Raw genomic sequence first — 17,875 nt, 5'->3', positions numbered from 1 at the left:
GATTATATCCCTTATTGTTGAAGATAACGCTCTAACCCGCGATAGCTTGAAATATATAATATACGGTATTGTTGGGTTAATGATTAGTTTCTACTTAGCATCATACCTCATAAAAAAAATCGGAAAGGATCCACGTAATATTCTGCCGGTTAATTTTGCACGTCGAATACGAATACCTCTTTTGCTTTTCCTATTGGCAATTTTATTATGGATTGGTAATATATCAGATTTCTCAAATTCCGAAGAATATGAATACGTTGCCAGACATGTAATAATCGCGCTTTTAACTATTTCAATTACCTGGTTTTTGATCGTTTGCTTAAAGGTTTTTAAGGAGCGGATGCTTCGTAAATATGATGTATCTAAAGTTGATAATCTAAAAGCCCGAAAAGTTTATACTCAATTTACCATCCTTGAAAATATTATTATTTTCATTTTAGTGATCCTGGCAATTGGTATTACGCTTATGAGTTTTGAAAGTATTCGCTCTGTTGGAGTTAGTTTATTAACCTCTGCTGGTATTGCTGGTATCATCGTAGGTTTAGCAGCGCAAAAGGCTATTGCTACATTATTAGCTGGAATACAAATAGCCATTACACAACCAATTAGACTTCAAGATGCCGTTATCGTTGAAGGCGAATGGGGTTGGATCGAGGAAATTACGCTTACTTATGTGGTCGTAAAGGTTTGGGATAAACGAAGATTGGTGGTTCCATCTACTTATTTTATTGAAAACACGTTTCAGAATTGGACTAGAAAATCTGCTGATTTAATGGGTACTGTATTTATTTATACCGATTATGATGTTTCTTTTGATGCGATACGGGAAGAACAAACACGATTACTGGAAGGAACTCCTTTATGGGATGGAAAAGTAAACGTTTTACAAGTAACAGATGCTACTGAAAAATCAGTTGAAATTAGAATATTGCTTAGTGCCAAAGACTCACCTACATCATGGGATCTTCGAGTTTATATTCGTGAAAAGATTATCGATTTTATTCGTATAAATTATCCTCACAGTTTGCCTAAAACAAGAGTGGTGTTACCCCAGCAAGACCAGAATCCAGCTGAAACAACACCACCACCTTCAGTATAATTTCTAATTACAATTTAAAAACCACTAAAAGCATTCTCTTCAGAAATATGACCTTTACTAAAATTAGCGGCCGTTTCTATAAGAGCTAAATGCGAATATGCTTGAGGGAAATTTCCTAATAGTCTTTTAGTTTCAAAATCTATATCTTCACTAAACAATCCTAAATGATTGCTATAAGAAAGCAACTGCTCGAACATAGCTTTTGCTTTCTGCTCTTCTCCTATTTTATATAAACTATTGATAAGCCAGAATGTACAAATAGTAAATGATGATGATGGTAATCCAAAATCATCTTTATTTTTGTAACGATACATTAAACCATCGTTACACAATTCTTTCTCTGTAGCTTGTACAGTACTCACAAATCTTGGATCTTTTGCATCAATAAATCCGTAAGATTCCATTAATAAAGTACTGGCATCTAAATCTGAAGAACCATAGAATTGCGTGTAGGCTTGTTTCTCTTCGTTCCATCCGTTATTGTAGATATCGTCATAAATTTCAGCTCTAAGGGCTTTCCAATGGGTATCGTTAATACCCATTCTTAGCACTTCACCAATTTTAATTGCTCTATCTATCGCTACCCAACAAAGTAGTTTGGAAAATACAAAATGACGATCTTCAGTTCTTAATTCCCAAATTCCCTTGTCTGGTTTTTGCCAGTTTTCTTCAACAATCATAACAATTCCACGAACCACTGTCCACAATTCCTCACTATTCTCTAATGAAGTTTCAAATTGTAAGAATTGCTGATAGATAACTTCCATCAAAATTCCGTAGATATCATTTTGCTTTTGGATATAAGCGGCATTACCAGTTCTAACAGGACTAGAACCTTTATAACCATCTAAGTGATCTAGGATATGTTCAGTAAGCTCTTTTTGTCCATCAATACCATACATAATTTGGATTTTCTCATCCTTATCGGGTATAATATCAATAATAAACTGTAAAAAGTCTTTTGCAGATTTTACGTGACCTAGACCGGCCATTACCTTAATTACCATCGAGGCATCTCTAATCCAGCAAAAACGGTAATCCCAGTTTCGCTCCTCTCCTATTGTTTCAGGTAAAGAGGTGGTTGCTGCTGCTAATACAGCACCAGATTTTTTGTAGCTTAATAATTTCAATACTAAAGCACTACGCATAATTTCATTACTGTAGTGAGAATATCTGGTGGTTTTCTCACTCCAGTTCATCCAGTAGGTCTTAGTTCTTTGAAATTTTAGATACGAACGATCTAATGATTGTGTAATTAATTTTTCATGGTAACCTATTAAACAGTAGGCGTTACCTGTAAGCGTTATTTCACGCTGTTGTAAGATATCTTCTAGATCCAGGCTAGAATAAAAAAATAAAGAATCATACTTACCTTCTGTGGTATAACTCTTTATATAGTTTCCTTTATTTTCGTTGTACGTTTCTTCTCTGGCAAAATCCAATCTTGGATTATAGAGTACTTTAAATTTTGGTTTCCCTTTAAGTAATCTTAAAAACCTAATAACATCTGGTGGGGAGTAATAAGAACCGTCATCTCTTGGATAGCGCGGCATAAAATCTATTAATTGGAAAGCATCCTCTCCATTATCAAAAACGGTAGATAAGATGTTTGTTTCCCAAAGGTATTCTTGCGAAATATTGTAATCATCACTAACTTTAAACTCAAAACTACCACCTTTATTCTCGTCGAGAATTTTGGCAAAAACAGCAGCAGAATCAAATGCCGGTAAACAGCACCAGTCCATAGATCCCGTTTTGGATACAAGCGCGCAACTCTTACAATTTCCGATTATTCCGTAATCTAAATTGTCCATATATCTTAAATTTCTTTTAAAAGAATGGTATTCTAAAATGAATTCCCGAAATTTAGTAAAAATCAAATTGGCAACAACAGTCTTAGCATAGAATTATGAGTAAAACTATTATTATTTCTAACCGTCTACCCCTTAAAATTTCTTTAGATGACGACGAGCTTCAAGTCACTCCAAGTGTTGGTGGCCTTGCAACAGGATTGAAATCTTTCCATCGCGATGGCGACAGTATTTGGATTGGCTGGAGTGGTTTAACTGAAGAAGAAATTCCAGACCATTTAGAAGATGAAGTGAAAGAAAAAGCAAAGGCTGAAGCATGTGTCGCAGTAAACCTAAGCGAAGAAGAAGTCGATGGTTTCTATTATGGTTTTAGTAACCGTACCATTTGGCCTCTTTTCCATTATTTTATGGAATATACCGAAGCAGAACATTCTTCTTGGGAGATCTATAAACAGGTAAATATCAAATACGCCAAAGAGGTCCTTAAATATTATGAAGAAGGTGACCGTGTCTGGGTTCATGACTACCAATTATTACTAGTACCTAAACTCATAAGAGATGAACAACCGGAAGCCATTATTGGCTTCTTTAATCATATACCATTTCCTTCTTACGAAGTATTTAGAACTTTACCTTGGCGTGAATCTGTATTAGAAGGGATGCTTGGTGCAGATTTAATAGGATTTCACACCTACGATTACGAAAGACATTTTTTAAGTTCGGTTACCAGAATTTTACGTCACCAGGTGGACTTCAATGAGGTTACATTGCCAGAGCGTATTGTAAAAGTTGACTCTTTCCCGATGGGTATCGATTATAAGAAATTTGAAGATGCTGCACTTAATCATTTCCGCGGAACCGAAGACGAACAATCAGAATTACAACGAAGATTAGATCTACACTTAGACGCTACACCAGATGCCAAACTAATTTTAAGTATTGACCGACTGGATTATACCAAAGGTATTGCAAATCGAATTAGAGCATTCGAATATTTTCTAGATAAATATCCAGAATTTATAGAAAAAGTACGATTGGTAATGTTAGCTGTGCCTTCAAGATCAAACGTACCACAATATCAAAGATTAAAACGTGAGATAGATGAACTAGTTGGTCGTATTAATGGTAAGTTTTCTACGGTAAGCTGGACACCCATCTGGTATTTCTATCGTTCGATGCCATTTGATAATTTAATTGATTTATACACATCTTGTGATATTGCACTACTTACCCCTATTAGAGACGGGATGAATCTGGTAGCCAAAGAATATATCGCTACAAGAACAGATCACACCGGTGTTCTTATTTTAAGTGAGATGGCAGGAGCTGCCCACGAGATGAACGAAGCGTTAATCATTAACCCGAATAATTTTGAGCAAATCGCTATGACCTTAAAACAGGCTATCGAAATGCCAAAAGATGAGCAGATCGAAAGAAACAAAACACTTCAGAAAAGATTAAAAAGATATAATGTTGAAAAATGGGCTAAAGACTTTATGAGCGCTTTAGAACATACTGAAGATAACCGCAAATCTTTTGAATCTATCCGTATCACTCCAAAAATTGCCGATCAATTAGTTGAAGATTATAAAACTTCAGAAAAAAGAATACTATTCTTAGACTATGATGGTACTTTGGTTGATTTTAAAGACAAACCCGAAGATGCCCGTCCAGATAAAGAACTTATCGATTTGGTAACTCAGCTTAACGCTCAGGAGAAAACTGATGTTGTGATTATAAGTGGTAGAGATAAAGAAACACTTGGAGATTGGTGGCAAGGAACATCTATAGAGCTAATTTCTGAACATGGAGCATGGATGCGCCAAAAAAATTGTGAATGGGAATTATCTGAAAATGTAAAAAACGAGTGGATGGATGCGGTTAGACCGGTAATCGAAAGTTTTGTTGATCGTACCCCAGGAACATTTTTAGAAGAAAAAAATTACTCCTTAGCATGGCATTATAGAAAAGCAGATCCAGAACTTGGTGATCTTAGAGCAAACGAACTATCTAATACATTAAAAGGACTGGTTTCAAATCGGGGGTTAAGTGTTTTGGCCGGTAACAAAGTTCTAGAAATAAAAAGTAGTGGCGTAAATAAGGGAAAAGCTTCCTCTAAAAAATTAGTAGGTGACAACTATGACTTTATTTTTGCCATAGGAGACGATTGGACCGATGAATACATGTTCGAAGAATTACCACGGAAATCTTATACCGTAAAAGTGGGTATAAAAAAGACTAGTGCCAATTATTACGTAAACGATACAAAGAGAGTTAGAGAAATTTTGAGGTCATTCTTAGAATAAATGTTAAAATTATTGACAAATCTTAATAAAGTTTATGTCAAGATTAACTCGTTAAGCGAGGCTACGAGGCTGTTTCTAAGTAATTTTACACCACATTAATTTACGAACCAATAAATACGAAACTATGAGATCAGGAGGAAAAATTTTAATAGGATTATTATCTGGAGCTGCAGCCGGAATTGCAGCAGGTTTATTATTTGCTCCTAAAAAGGGTAAGGATACAAGAAAATCAATTGCTACAACTAGCGACAACTATTATAAAGATGCAAGAGGTAGAGTAACAGACTTTTCAGATTCTGTAAACCACAAAATTGATGCTCTTAAAGCTAAAACAAAAGCTAATCTTACCAATTCTAAGTCTGAAGAAAAAATAAATGAAGCTAAAGCTGAAATCCACGAGATGAAAGCGAGCTAAATTTCAGTTTCAAAATAATATTATTAAAGCCTCGATATTTTCGAGGCTTTTTTATGCTTAATATTTGATGAATTAAGGCAAAAATATCTATAAAAAGATTTAAATGATTTTTCTAAAAAATATTGCTGAATTTAGTGAAAATCGATCTAGATTTTTTTGAATTATCTTATCTGCAATTCATAAAAAAGCTTTAATGATTTTTCATTTTATAATGAATGAGATTCGTCGCAGCGACACTAAAACCTATATTATCACTTCAAGCTTTCATATTCAGTTAAAACACCCAATGTATTTGCATGTAAAAGTAAAGTTTGATTAAATTACTAACCTAAATCAGCTTAACTTATGATAAAAAAAATATCTACTGCTTCTCTACTATTAATTAGCTTGTTTTCTCTGAAACCCGCATATTCTCAAGAAACCGATCAAAAGATTTATAATATAATCAATGAAATTTCAGCAGATAGTATAGAATCTGATATCCGAAAGTTAGTCGGCTTTGGTACTCGAAATACTTTTAGCGATACAGTTTCTAACACACGCGGAATTGGTGCTGCTCGACGTTGGATTAAATCTGAATTCGATAATATCGCCTCAGGTTGCAACTGTATGAATGTTTTCTATCAAAAAGATTTTGTAAAAAAAGAAGACGGAAGAAGAATACCAAAAGATGCCTGGATAGTAAATGTTGTAGCCATTCAAAAAGGAACTAAATATCCAAACCGCTACATCATAATGAGTGGTGATATCGATTCTCGTGCCAGCAATACTATGGATTATAAAATAGACGCACCGGGAGCTAATGATAATGCGAGTGGAATGGCCGGCACAATGGAATCTGCTCGTGTTCTGTCTAAATATAAATTTGAAAACAGCATTGTTTATGTTGGTCTTAGTGGTGAAGAGCAAGGACTTTTTGGTGGTAAAGGCTTGGCCGAATATGCTAAAAAGAATGAATGGGATATTATCGGGATATTGAATAATGATATGATTGGTAATATTGAAGGTGTAGATGGTGTGATTAGCAATCGTGATTTCAGGATTTTTTCTGAACCTGTTCCTCCTACAGAAACTGAAAATGAGCGAAAAATGCGACGATTTTATGGTGGCGAAGTAGATGGAATTTCCAGACAGCTCGCCAGATACATTCATAAAAACACGAAAACTTATATGCCAGAGATGAATCCTATGATGATTTACAGGCTTGATAGATTTGGGCGTGGTGGCCATCATCGACCTTTTAACGATCTTGGTTTTGCCGGAGTTAGAATTATGGAAGCGCACGAGAACTATAATCGCCAGCATCAAGATATAAGAACAGAAAATGGTATCGAATATGGCGATGTCATTGAAGGTGTTAATTTCGATTACGCTAAAAAACTAACTGCTGTTAACGCGATTAATTTAGCAAGTCTTGCTTGGGCACCACCCGCTCCTGAAAATGTAGAGATTGGCGGAATTGTAGAAGCCGATACAAAACTTAAATGGGAAGCTGTAAAAGGTAACATCGCAGGTTATAAAATATATTGGAGAGACACTACGGCTCCGCAATGGCAGCACTCCAGATTTGTAGGAAAAGACACAACTAATTTCACCTTAGAAGGAGTTGTGATCGATAATTTTTTCTTTGGAGTTTCTGCAGTAGGTGAAAACGGACACGAGAGTGTTGTGGTATTTCCTTCCGGAACATTTAGATAGAAAAAGAGTTTATTCTTAAAAAGGTTTCATCGAAAGGTGGAACCTTTTTTCGTTTAAGGTAACTTGATAGTTAATCAATATTCGCCAAATTCCTATATATTTCTTCCTATAGAAATACTAAAAACCTGAATTGTTTTCAGAATATCACTTAATAGTGCCCTTCAAATTCAGCATTAATAAATTCCAAAAGCATTCATGATAAATCATATTTCGCTCAAATCCATAGACTTAGTTAATTAACAATAGTTTGCTTTTTACTTAAGTTTAATTGGCAATTTTCAACTCTACCTTAGTTCTAATTAATCAATAAATCAAAACCAATGGCAGAGATAAAGATTGAAAAGAAAAAGAAAATTTGGCCTTGGGTTATCATTATCATTATAGTTGCAGTACTGGCATTTTTATATTTCTACGGAAGTACTCCAGCAGATGATGACGAAAGCACGACAGAAATGGAAGAAATTGGACAAATCCAAACTTCAGCAAATGCATCGTACACCCTAATTTTTGAGGTTTAATTCTATTTAAACACACTAAACTTTTAAGTCATGAAAACAAAAGAGAAGCATTTATATTATCTAAACGAACTTGGAGATTATAAAATATCAAGCAAAGATCCAGACATCCGTAAGTGGGAAGTTAAAGATCGTGATTATATGAGCATAGGTAAGGTGGATAATCTTATCGTGAACAAAGAGCTCGACAGAGTGGTTTATGTTGATGTTGAAGTGAACCAATTAATAATCGATAAAAACCATGATCCTTACTCACCAGATAACAATTCTGGATTTAGAGAATTTATTAATAAAGAAGGTGAAAATCATATCATCATACCGATAGGATTGATAGATATTAATGTAGAAGAAAAATTTATTCATACCGATTCTCTAGATCATAAGATTTTTGCTGAAACCAAAAGATATCGTACGGGAGATCCAATTTCGAGAGACTACGAAAAGAATATAATTTCATCATACAATAGAAATTATACTCCTAATGAAATACAAGGTAAAAAAGCAAAATTGACTGATGATGAATATGTAGTTGATGAATATAGCGCAAGAAAAAGTGCACATGCCTCAAATACTACGGAAGAGCGCATAGCGGAAGAAAAAGCGAATCTACATTACAAATCTGAAACGCTGCATGATCGCGAAAACGCTGAAACTAAGGAAGAGCGCATGGAAAGAGAAAGAGCGCAATTAAGAGCGAATTCTACAGCGAACGATTATCGAAACAGCGACTCGACTATTCCGGCTATGCCAACTTCTAAAGAAGGTATTCGTCCGGAAAAAACGTACGATGATGATACCAGTTGGAACCGAGAAAAACATTTTCTTTCTGAAGAGGAGATTGAATCTAGAGAACGAAAAAGATTAAGAGCTGAAGACGATTTTTACAATCGTAGCGAATTTAAACGAAGAGATCATTAATTATTGAATAACATAAAACTCCCGGAAAAACCGGGAGTTTCTGTTTTAATCTACCATAGAAAGCTGAATCCTTTTTCGATCTAAATCTACATCCAAAACAGTAACTTCAACTTCTTGATTTAAGCGTACTATTTGAGTAACGTCACTTACATAAGTATTCGATAATTTCGAGATATGAACGAGTCCGCTTTGCTTCAATCCTATATCCACAAAACATCCAAAATTGGTGATATTATTGACTAATCCGGCTAATTTCATTCCGGGTTTTAAATCGGTGATTTCGCGAATACTTTCATCAAAAGCAAATGCACTAATTTTTTCTCGTGGATCTACGCCCGGTTTTTCTAATTCAGCAATAATATCTTTTAACGTGGGTAAACCAGTACTTTCAGTAATATAATTTTCAAGTTTTATTTCCTGAAGTTTCTTTTTATTCCCTACTAAAGCTGAAATGTCTACAGAAAGATCTTTAGCCATCTTTTTTACAATGGCATAACTTTCTGGATGCACTGAAGAATTATCAAGTGGATTTTTGGGATTTTTTATTCTAAGAAATCCAGCTGATTGTTCAAAGGCTTTGGCTCCCAACCTTGGCACTTTCAGTAACTCTTTTCTAGATGCAAATGCTCCATTTTCGCTTCTTGCTTTTATGATATTATCCGCTAAAGATGGCCCTAAACCACTTACATAAGAAAGCAATTCTTTACTCGCTGTGTTTAAATTGATTCCTATTTTATTTACCGTACTCATTACGGTGGTATCCAATCGTTGCTTCAGTAAATTTTGATCGACTTCGTGCTGGTACTGCCCTACTCCAATAGATTTTGGATCGATTTTGACCAATTCTGCCAAAGGATCGCTAAGTCTCCTGCCGATAGAAACCGCTCCGCGAACAGTAATATCGTAATTAGGAAATTCGTCTCGCGCCACTTTCGAAGCTGAATATACCGAGGCTCCAGCTTCGTTCACCACATAAACCGCTACTTCATGATCAAATGTAATCGATTTTACAAACTGCTCTGTTTCTCGGCTTGCAGTCCCATTTCCAATAGAAATAGCTTCAATATTATACGTTTTAACTAGCGATTCAATTTTCTTTGCAGCCGCACTTTGCTCCCGTTGTGGCGGATGCGGATAAATATTCTCATTATGCACTAACTTTCCACTTTTATCTAGGCAAACAACTTTACAACCCGATTTAAATCCGGGATCGATCGCTAAAATTCGTTTTTCTCCCAGTGGTGGTGCCAAAAGCAATTGCTCCAAATTCAATGAAAAAACTTTTATAGCTTCTTCATCTGCTTTTAATTTTGTTTCATTTAAAAATTCAGTAAAAAAAGAAGGTTTTAGCAGTCTGGAAAACGCATCGCTTGCAGCTGCTTCTATTAAATCTGCAGATTGCGAATTTCTGTTTTTAATGAGAGATTCAGTAATTATACGTAAAGCTTCAGCTTTTTCAACCTCAATTTTTAGCTTTAGAATTCCTTCTTTATCAGCACGAAAAATAGCTAAAAATCGATGCGACGGAATTCTTTTTAAAGGCTCCTGCCAATCAAAATACTGCTGAAATTTTTGTGAAGCATCTTCCGTAGCTTTTGCTTTTACAACTTTCGAAACTATTTCAGCTTTTCTAGAATATAATTGTCGAATTCGCTTTCTAATAAATTGATTTTCGTTAATCCATTCCGCAATAATATGTTTAGCGCCTTCTAGCGCTTCATCCTTAGAATTTACTTTACTTTTTACGAATTTCGATGCTGCCGCATGGATATCTGGCGAGTTTTGAGCCATTATCATTTTAGCCAATGGCTCTAAACCGTTCTCTCTGGCAGTATCTGCTTTTGTTTTTCGTTTTTTCTTAAACGGAAGATATAAATCTTCTAAAACAGTGAGATTTTCAGCGTTTTCAATTTTCGATTTCAACTGATCGTTAAGCGCATCCTGATTTTCGATCGCTTCTAAAATGGAATGCTTACGTTTCTCTAAATTCTGAAAATATTGAAGTTCTTCTGAAATTTGCTGAATTTGAGTTTCATCTAAATTACCGGTTTGCTCCTTTCGATACCGCGCAATAAAAGGCACCGTTGCATCTTCCTGAAGTAATTGTACTGTATTTTGAATGCTCTTAGCCGGCAGGCCAAGCTTTTTAGTTATAAACTGATGTAAATTCACATTGAAAAATTTAGCGGAATGCGAAGATAAGATTCCGCTTCTAAAAAATGATGCTCTAATTTGGCAATTTCAGCTTAAATAATATTGATTTTATCTGAATGCGCAATCGCCTCGTGGCTATCTTTAAAATAACAGGTCGCGACATCCAGACTTTCGATATTCTTTAAAGTAGCGCTTACCTCTTCGTTTTTGTTTTTTCCGGTTTGTCTTATGTAGATCGATCGTACGTTCGTGGGATATGTTTTACAAATGCGCTCGTAAATATGAACATCCTGCTGTGAATCGTCACCCAATAAAACATAATCCAAATTTGGATAAAATGAGATAATATCTTTTACTTTCTGAAATTTATGATCGTGACTTCCCCTACCCGTTTTTATAAAATCTGAAATTCCTGTTTTTATTTTCTTCAACTTAATCACCGCTTTTGGTAGCTCGTGCATTTCAGCAAATTCAGCGATAAAATCATACAAATTCCACTCGCTACTGGAAACATAAAAAAAAGAGTTCGATGCTTCTTTACTATCTTGTCCAGCTTTACTAAGAGATTTATAGTGGTCTACAACATCTTCAAAGATTTTCCTGCGGTTTACGTTTTTAGATAACATCACATAAAGCTTTTTAAAAAAGCTATTACTATGAGATATTAAAAATGTATCATCGATATCAGAAATAATTCCCAGCTTACTCTCGTATGGTTTTAGCAACTCCCCTTTTTCGATAATTCCAAAACGATCCTCGGTCTTAGCGATAACCTCATACTCATGCCAACCACTTTCTAAGTTTTCCTGAAAAGGAACCGTAAATCTAAAGTAACCATCCTCCATGGTTTTGGTTTTCCATTTTTTTCCTCTAAAGCATAACTGAAGTTCATAATTCGATAAAGGTTTTATTCTAAACTTATGAATAATGGCAGAGGTGTGTTTTATTCCTTTTCTGTCTAAGCGGTATTTATCGGGAGCCCAGCTTTTAAAAAGATGGCCAAAAACGACCAATTCTTTGTCATTAGCGTAACCGCGATAAAGTTTTAAGTCAAGTTTCAAATTATTTAATTTTTTATAAAGAGTAGGCCTGCTCCAAATTAGTTAATTTTGAATATAATTTTATACAAAATGGGAGACTTTAGGAATATTTTAATGGTTGTAAACCCGGTTTCGGGCGGTGAAGAAAAGGATAATCTTATTACTGAAGTTCGCAAAGAAGTTGAAAATAAGAATTGGAAATTTCATCTTTATAAAACTGATGGTAATAATGATATTCAGAAAATAAAGCAAGAAGTAGATAAAGTTGAGCCAGAACGAATGTTAGTTGTTGGTGGTGACGGTACCATTAATATGGTTGCTGAAGCTTTATTGCATAAAGAATTACCGATTGCCATTTTCCCAGCGGGATCTGCCAATGGTCTTGCTCTAAATCTAGGGATACCAAAAGATCGAAAAGAACAAATTAAAATTGCTTTAGGAGATAAATTTACAAATTTAGATGTATTGCAAATTAATAATCAGTTGTGTTTACACCTAAGCGATATTGGCCTAAATGCTGAGTTAATTGAAAATTACGAAACAGCGGCTATTCGGGGTAAATTTGGTTACTTGATGCAGACTATTCCCACATTGATAAAGAGTAAATATCCTTATGAATATGAAGTGGAAATTGATGGAAAGATCCAAAATCATAAAGGAATTATGCTAGCTATTGCCAATTGTAAGAAATATGGTACCGGCGCCAAGATTAATCCTGAAGGCGAACACGATGATGGAAAATTTGAAATATTGATTTTTAAAAATTTAGATATTCCTGAAATATTAGGTACACTTCGAGAAGAAGTAAAATTCGACTCAGACTTCGCTGAAACTATCTCTACAAGTGCTGCGAAAATTAGCTGTAAAAAGCCCATAGCTTTTCAAATTGATGGAGAATTTATCGAAAACACACAGAATATTGAAGTAAAAATTGCTGCAAAAAGCTTAAAAATTGCTGTTAAGTAAAGAATTTAGAAAAAAATAATTTTATTAATTTCTATTTTATTCAAAAACGTTAAAAATACGCTTATTTTTCGAAAAAATGTGCTTAAACCGCATGAATGCTATTAATTATTGAAATAAGTGTGAAACGCACACAATTATCATATTAATATTTTTACAGGTTTTAAACATTAGTTTATTCAGAAAAACACCTTTTAAATTAAATAATATTCATTTTTTTATCTAAATTTTATTAATTTTATATCTAGGAATTATAAAGTTTAGTTAATCAAATTGTAAAATTATTTGTATGAAAAAAGGATTACTCAGGTTTAGTCTGTTTCTTTTTGTTGCGCTTTGTTTTTCTTTTGCAAAGGCGCAATCGATTTCGGGAACAGTTACAGATGGTTCTATGCCAATTCCAGGAGTGAATATTCTGGTAAAAGGCACCTCAAATGGAACCACGACAGATTTCGATGGAAACTACAGTCTAAATAATGTTGGAGAAAATGCAACACTGGTTTTTAGCTTTGTAGGATACTCACAACAGGAAATTGCCGTCGAGGGTAGATCGACTATCAATGTAACTTTATATGAAGATGCTGCTGCCTTAAGCGAAGTCGTAGTTATTGGTTACGGATCTACCACCGTTAAGGATGCAACAGGTGCCGTAGCAACCGTTTCTGCTGAAGATTTTAACCAGGGTGTTATCTCTTCTCCTGAAGAGTTAATACAAGGTAAAACTGCGGGTTTACAAATCACTACCACTAGTGGTGAGCCAGGAAGTGGCGTAAACATTAGAATTCGTGGTACTTCTTCGGTAAGAGGTGGTAACAATCCACTATTTGTGGTAGATGGTGTTCCTTTAGCTGGAAATGAAGTTTCTTCTGGTGGGGACGATGTAGGTTTTGGATCAAGTTCAGCAAAAAATCCGCTTAACTTTTTAAATCCTTCAGATATTGAAAGTATGAGCGTTTTAAAAGATGCTTCTGCTACCGCCATTTACGGTTCTCGTGGTGCGAACGGAGTGGTAATTATTACTACCAAAACTGGTAGAGGAACTGAGTCTAGACTGGATTATGGTACAACCTTAAGTTTAGCCTCTCCCGCCAATACGTATGATTTATTGGATAGAGATGAGTATTTAGAAGCTGTATCTGAATTAGGTGGAGATCTTGCTATTTTAGACCAAGGCGCAAATACCGATTTTCAAGACGAAATTACCAGAACGGCTTTTTCTCAGATTCATAATTTGTCGTATTCCGACTCATATAATAGTGGTAATTATCGCGCTTCTTTAAGTTATGCAGATCAACAAGGTATTGTAGAAAATTCTGCTCTAGAGCGTCTTTCTGGAAGATTCAATATTACTCAGCGTTTGTTTGACGATAAATTAAAATTGAATGTACAGTCTACTCTATCAAGAGTAAACGATACCAGAGCACCAATTTCTAATAACGCAGGATTTCAAGGAGATTTATTAGGCGCAGCTTATCAGGCTAATCCCACTTTCCCAGCAGATCCAGATTTTCAGCCTCAGGGAAGCATTATAAATCCTTTATCACTATTAAAATACTTTTCAGATGAATCGGAAACCGATAGAGTGCTTCTAAATTTCTCTGCCGATTATGAAGTTATTGAAGGCTTGAATGCTAAAATAAACTTTGGATATGATACTTCTGAGTCGAACAGAGAAGCAGCAATATCTGGCGGTTTAACCGGGATTCAATCTGGCGTACCAGATAATGGTAGAGGCGCGCTAAATCAAGTTGAAGCTACAAACCGTTTGATGGAATTTACTTTGAATTACGAAAAGATGTTTGAGAACTCGAAGTTTGAAGCTTTGGTTGGATACTCTTTCCAAGATTTCGAAAGAAAAGGTTATAATGTAAGTGGTTTTGGATTCCAGAGTGAAGATTTAGGAGAAATGACCAGTAGTTTAAATGATGCAAATAACATCTTAAGAAATAATATTTCTGGTTCTTACCAACAATATGGATACGATCCTAATGGTTTTTTTGTAACCAGATTGTTCCCAAACATCGCAACGGAAGATTTGACATCTCCTTCAGGAATTGGGCCAACTTCTGTAGCTTACGATAGTTTTAATATTACAGATGAACTACAGTCTTATTTTGCTAGAGTAAATTTTGAGCTTACAGGAAAATATTTATTTACAGCTACGCTAAGAGCTGATGGTTCTACCAGATTTGGAGGTAACAATAAATATGGTGTTTTCCCATCTGGAGCTTTCGCATGGCAATTAGCAGAAGAAGACTTTATTCCTGAAGCCTTTTCTACTCTTAAGCTTAGATTAGGTTATGGTATCACAGGTAATCAAGAAATTCCTTATAATCAATATACTGTTAGAGAACGATATGCCGATTTTGGTATTCAGGATAATGGAAATATTAATCGCCCAGGTGTTACGCAAGTATCCTTTGCCAATCCAGATTTGCAATGGGAAGAAACAAGCCAGACCAACCTTGGTTTAGATTTTGGCTTTATGCAGGATAGATTAAGTGGATCTTTAGACTTTTATTATAAAAATACAACAGATCTACTTATTCAGGTATTCTCTGCGCAGCCTTCACCTCAACCATTCGTTTATCAAAATTTAGATGCACATGTAATTAATAAAGGTGTTGAATTTGCTATTGATTATAACATTATAAATAATGAAGACTGGTACTGGAATTTCGGGTTTAATATAGCCTACAACGACAACATGGTTGAAGATTACGCAGGACAAAACAGAACAGGAGAAATTAATGGACAGGGGCTTACCGGTGCATTTGCTCAATTACTCGCTGGTGGACAACCTTTATTCTCCTACTACTTAAGAGAATTTGGTGGCTTTGATGAGAATGGGCAAAGTATTTATCCTAATGGTGATGTTCAAACTTTTATAGGAAAAAGTGCACTTCCAACAACTAATGTTGGTATTTCAACAAGAGTAGAATATAAAAACTGGGATCTTTCCCTATTTATGGCAGGACAGTATGGTCACTATATCTATAATAATACTGAAAACGCATTTTTCACAAAAGGAGCCTTAAATAATGGTCGTAATGTGACACGCAATGTAGTTGATAATGGCGAATCTGCTTCAAACGCTCCAGATGTTTCTACAAGATTCTTGGAAAAAGGAGATTTTCTAAGAATGCAAAATGCCACTTTAGGGTATAACTTCGATCTTAACGAAGATAGCATGTTCAAGACTTTAAGATTATACTTAAACGGTCAGAATCTATTTGTAATCACAGATTATTCTGGTTTAGATCCTGAGGTTGATACTAACAAAGCATTGAACGGAATTCCATCTGCCGGTATCGATTATACTGCTTATCCTAAGCCAAGAACATTCACTTTTGGGTTGAACGTATCATTTTAAAAAATTATTATGAAAAATAGATTTATAAAACTTTCAATACTCTTAGTAGCACTGGGATCTTTTATCGCGTGTACAGACCTGGAGTTAGAAGACACAGATTCTGTATCGCGCGTGCAGACTACTGGAGACTTTACTGGTGTTTCTGATGTTGCTGGATCTTTAAGTAACGCCTACAATAGCCTTCGAACAAATGTAGAAACCCATGAAAATTTATACGGACTTAATGAAGGTACTTCAGACGAGTTATTAATTCCTACCAGAGGAACTGACTGGGGGGATAATGGAGTTTGGAGAACGTTACATCAGCATACGTGGGATGCGAACCACAACTTTGTTCTAAATACATGGAACGAGTTTAACTCTGCTATATTCAATCTCACTGAAATAATTGCTCCAGAGAGCGATGCAAATGTACAACAAATCGCAGAAGCAAAATTCTTAAGAGCATTTCATATGTACTGGATAATGGATCTTTATGGACAGGTTCCTTTTAGAGAAGTTGATGAAGGTCCAGATGTAAATCCTCGAGTAATGACAAGAAGTGAAGCTTTTGAATTTGTTATGCAGGATCTTAACGAAGCTATGCCAGATTTACCAAGTATAGGACCTGGTAATGGTACAGTACAGGCTTCTAAAGCAGCCGCTCATTATTTATTGGCCAAATTATACCTTAATAAGCATATTTATTTAGCGACGGCATCTGCTGAAGCGGCAGACATGACAGCGGTTATAGATCATGTTGATGCAATTATAGGCGCAGGATTTGAACTCCAGGAAGGTTTTTTTGAAATTTTTGAACCTTCAGATGATACAGAGACCATTCTTTATACAACATCTAGTGCCGGAAACCGAATGTGGTCTACGCTCCATTATGCGCAGGGAACAGATGATAACGCCGCTGGTGGATGGAATGGATTCTCAACTTTAGCAGAATTCTATGATCTATTTGAAGGTGATGAAAACGTAAATACGCCAGGATCTGGACAGGAAGAAAGACGCGGTTACGTACCTTTAAATGGTAATTCGACTGGTACTTATATAGGCAAAGGTTTTCTAATAAATCAGCAATATGCTGCCGATGGTAGCGAGCTTACGGATAGAGCTGGTAATCCATTAGTTTTTACCAAAGATCTCCCAGGTCTTTTAGGCAACAACGAAAGAAATGGTATACGTGTACTAAAATATCACCCTTCTAACGGTGCTTTCACTGGCCATGTAGTTGTATTTAGATTTGCTGATGCATATTTAATGAAAGCTGAAGCAATTATGCGAGGGGGTTCTAGCTCTGATGATGCACTAACTATGGTAAATAACTTACGTACCATAAGAAAAGCTGCACCATTATCTTCATTAACTGCACAGGATATGCTAGATGAGCGCGGACGTGAACTATATACTGAATACTGGAGAAGACAGGACCAAATTAGATTTGGAACTTTCAATTCTACTTGGGAGTTCAAGGATAATACGGAAGAATTTAGAGCATTATTCCCGATTCCTTCTGTAGCCTTAACTTCAAACCCTAATTTGACACAGAATCCGGGATATTAGACTTAATCATTTTTAGAAGAGACTTAAGAGAC

General features: G+C 35.3%; 12 protein-coding genes. 9 read left to right on the top strand and 3 right to left on the bottom strand.

From position 1 onward, the window contains the following. The first annotated feature begins 46 nt into the window (after window positions 1-46). Complete coding sequence (locus QWY91_RS02905; RefSeq protein ID WP_353958644.1) at window positions 47-1,099, top strand: mechanosensitive ion channel family protein; 1,053 nt, start codon at window positions 47-49, stop codon at window positions 1,097-1,099. A gap of 14 nt (window positions 1,100-1,113) precedes the next feature. Here the strand turns inward: QWY91_RS02905 and QWY91_RS02900 are convergent, their stop codons facing one another. Continuing rightward, window positions 1,114-2,913, bottom strand: a complete 1,800-nt coding sequence (locus QWY91_RS02900; RefSeq protein WP_290231532.1) for a glycoside hydrolase family 15 protein — start codon at window positions 2,911-2,913, stop codon at window positions 1,114-1,116. Between the two features lie 95 nt (window positions 2,914-3,008). Here QWY91_RS02900 and QWY91_RS02895 point away from each other — a divergent pair, with 95 nt between their 5' ends. The 5 genes from QWY91_RS02895 (at window position 3,009) to QWY91_RS02875 (ending at window position 8,762) form a co-directional block, all read left to right on the top strand. Continuing rightward, a complete protein-coding gene (locus QWY91_RS02895) occupies window positions 3,009-5,216 on the top strand; it encodes a bifunctional alpha,alpha-trehalose-phosphate synthase (UDP-forming)/trehalose-phosphatase (RefSeq protein ID WP_290231530.1) in 2,208 nt (735 codons plus the stop codon). A 124-nt stretch (window positions 5,217-5,340) separates the two neighbouring features. Next, window positions 5,341-5,631 (top strand): YtxH domain-containing protein, encoded by a 291-nt coding sequence (locus QWY91_RS02890; RefSeq protein WP_290231528.1) that lies wholly within the window; start codon window positions 5,341-5,343, stop codon window positions 5,629-5,631. A gap of 345 nt (window positions 5,632-5,976) precedes the next feature. Further along, window positions 5,977-7,329, top strand: coding sequence for a M28 family metallopeptidase (locus tag QWY91_RS02885; RefSeq protein WP_290231526.1), 1,353 nt, complete (start codon window positions 5,977-5,979; stop codon window positions 7,327-7,329). A gap of 320 nt (window positions 7,330-7,649) precedes the next feature. Further along, window positions 7,650-7,847, top strand: coding sequence for a hypothetical protein (locus tag QWY91_RS02880; RefSeq protein ID WP_290231524.1), 198 nt, complete (start codon window positions 7,650-7,652; stop codon window positions 7,845-7,847). Between the two features lie 30 nt (window positions 7,848-7,877). Next, on the top strand, window positions 7,878-8,762 hold the full coding sequence (locus QWY91_RS02875) for a hypothetical protein (RefSeq protein WP_290231521.1): 885 nt from the start codon (window positions 7,878-7,880) through the stop codon (window positions 8,760-8,762). 45 nt (window positions 8,763-8,807) lie between these two features. Here the strand turns inward: QWY91_RS02875 and QWY91_RS02870 are convergent, their stop codons facing one another. After that, window positions 8,808-10,934 (bottom strand): Tex family protein, encoded by a 2,127-nt coding sequence (locus QWY91_RS02870; RefSeq protein WP_290231520.1) that lies wholly within the window; start codon window positions 10,932-10,934, stop codon window positions 8,808-8,810. A gap of 74 nt (window positions 10,935-11,008) precedes the next feature. Continuing rightward, window positions 11,009-11,977, bottom strand: coding sequence for an App1 family protein phosphatidate phosphatase (locus QWY91_RS02865; RefSeq protein WP_290231518.1), 969 nt, complete (start codon window positions 11,975-11,977; stop codon window positions 11,009-11,011). 48 nt (window positions 11,978-12,025) lie between these two features. Here QWY91_RS02865 and QWY91_RS02860 point away from each other — a divergent pair, with 48 nt between their 5' ends. The 3 genes from QWY91_RS02860 (at window position 12,026) to QWY91_RS02850 (ending at window position 17,843) form a co-directional block, all read left to right on the top strand. Next, window positions 12,026-12,922 carry a diacylglycerol/lipid kinase family protein gene (locus QWY91_RS02860; protein ID WP_290231516.1) on the top strand — a complete coding sequence of 299 codons (897 nt, stop codon included), beginning with the start codon at window positions 12,026-12,028 and terminating at the stop codon, window positions 12,920-12,922. A 286-nt stretch (window positions 12,923-13,208) separates the two neighbouring features. Continuing rightward, a complete protein-coding gene (locus tag QWY91_RS02855; protein WP_290231514.1) occupies window positions 13,209-16,292 on the top strand; it encodes a SusC/RagA family TonB-linked outer membrane protein in 3,084 nt (1,027 codons plus the stop codon). Window positions 16,293-16,301: 9 nt separating this feature from the next. Beyond that, the gene (locus tag QWY91_RS02850; protein WP_290231512.1) at window positions 16,302-17,843 is read left to right on the top strand and encodes a RagB/SusD family nutrient uptake outer membrane protein; all 1,542 of its coding nucleotides are present in this window, start codon (window positions 16,302-16,304) and stop codon (window positions 17,841-17,843) included. Window positions 17,844-17,875: the final 32 nt, after the last annotated feature.

It is taken from the genome of Zunongwangia endophytica (assembly GCF_030409505.1).
Classification (GTDB): Bacteria; Bacteroidota; Bacteroidia; order Flavobacteriales; family Flavobacteriaceae; genus Zunongwangia; species Zunongwangia endophytica.
Note: the sequence above shows the minus strand (reverse complement) of the source record. Positions and strands in the feature narration are given on the sequence as shown.

Bases quoted from the DNA above. Each gene is read 5' to 3' on its own strand.
- QWY91_RS02875 (WP_290231521.1), top strand. From the start codon at position 7,878: ATGAAAACAAAAGAGAAGCATTTATATTATCTAAACGAACTTGGAGAT.
- QWY91_RS02895 (WP_290231530.1), top strand. From the start codon at position 3,009: ATGAGTAAAACTATTATTATTTCTAACCGTCTACCCCTTAAAATTTCT.
- QWY91_RS02850 (WP_290231512.1), top strand. From the start codon at position 16,302: ATGAAAAATAGATTTATAAAACTTTCAATACTCTTAGTAGCACTGGGA.
- QWY91_RS02890 (WP_290231528.1), top strand. From the start codon at position 5,341: ATGAGATCAGGAGGAAAAATTTTAATAGGATTATTATCTGGAGCTGCA.
- QWY91_RS02855 (WP_290231514.1), top strand. From the start codon at position 13,209: ATGAAAAAAGGATTACTCAGGTTTAGTCTGTTTCTTTTTGTTGCGCTT.
- QWY91_RS02900 (WP_290231532.1), bottom strand. From the start codon at position 2,913: ATGGACAATTTAGATTACGGAATAATCGGAAATTGTAAGAGTTGCGCG.
- QWY91_RS02880 (WP_290231524.1), top strand. From the start codon at position 7,650: ATGGCAGAGATAAAGATTGAAAAGAAAAAGAAAATTTGGCCTTGGGTT.
- QWY91_RS02885 (WP_290231526.1), top strand. From the start codon at position 5,977: ATGATAAAAAAAATATCTACTGCTTCTCTACTATTAATTAGCTTGTTT.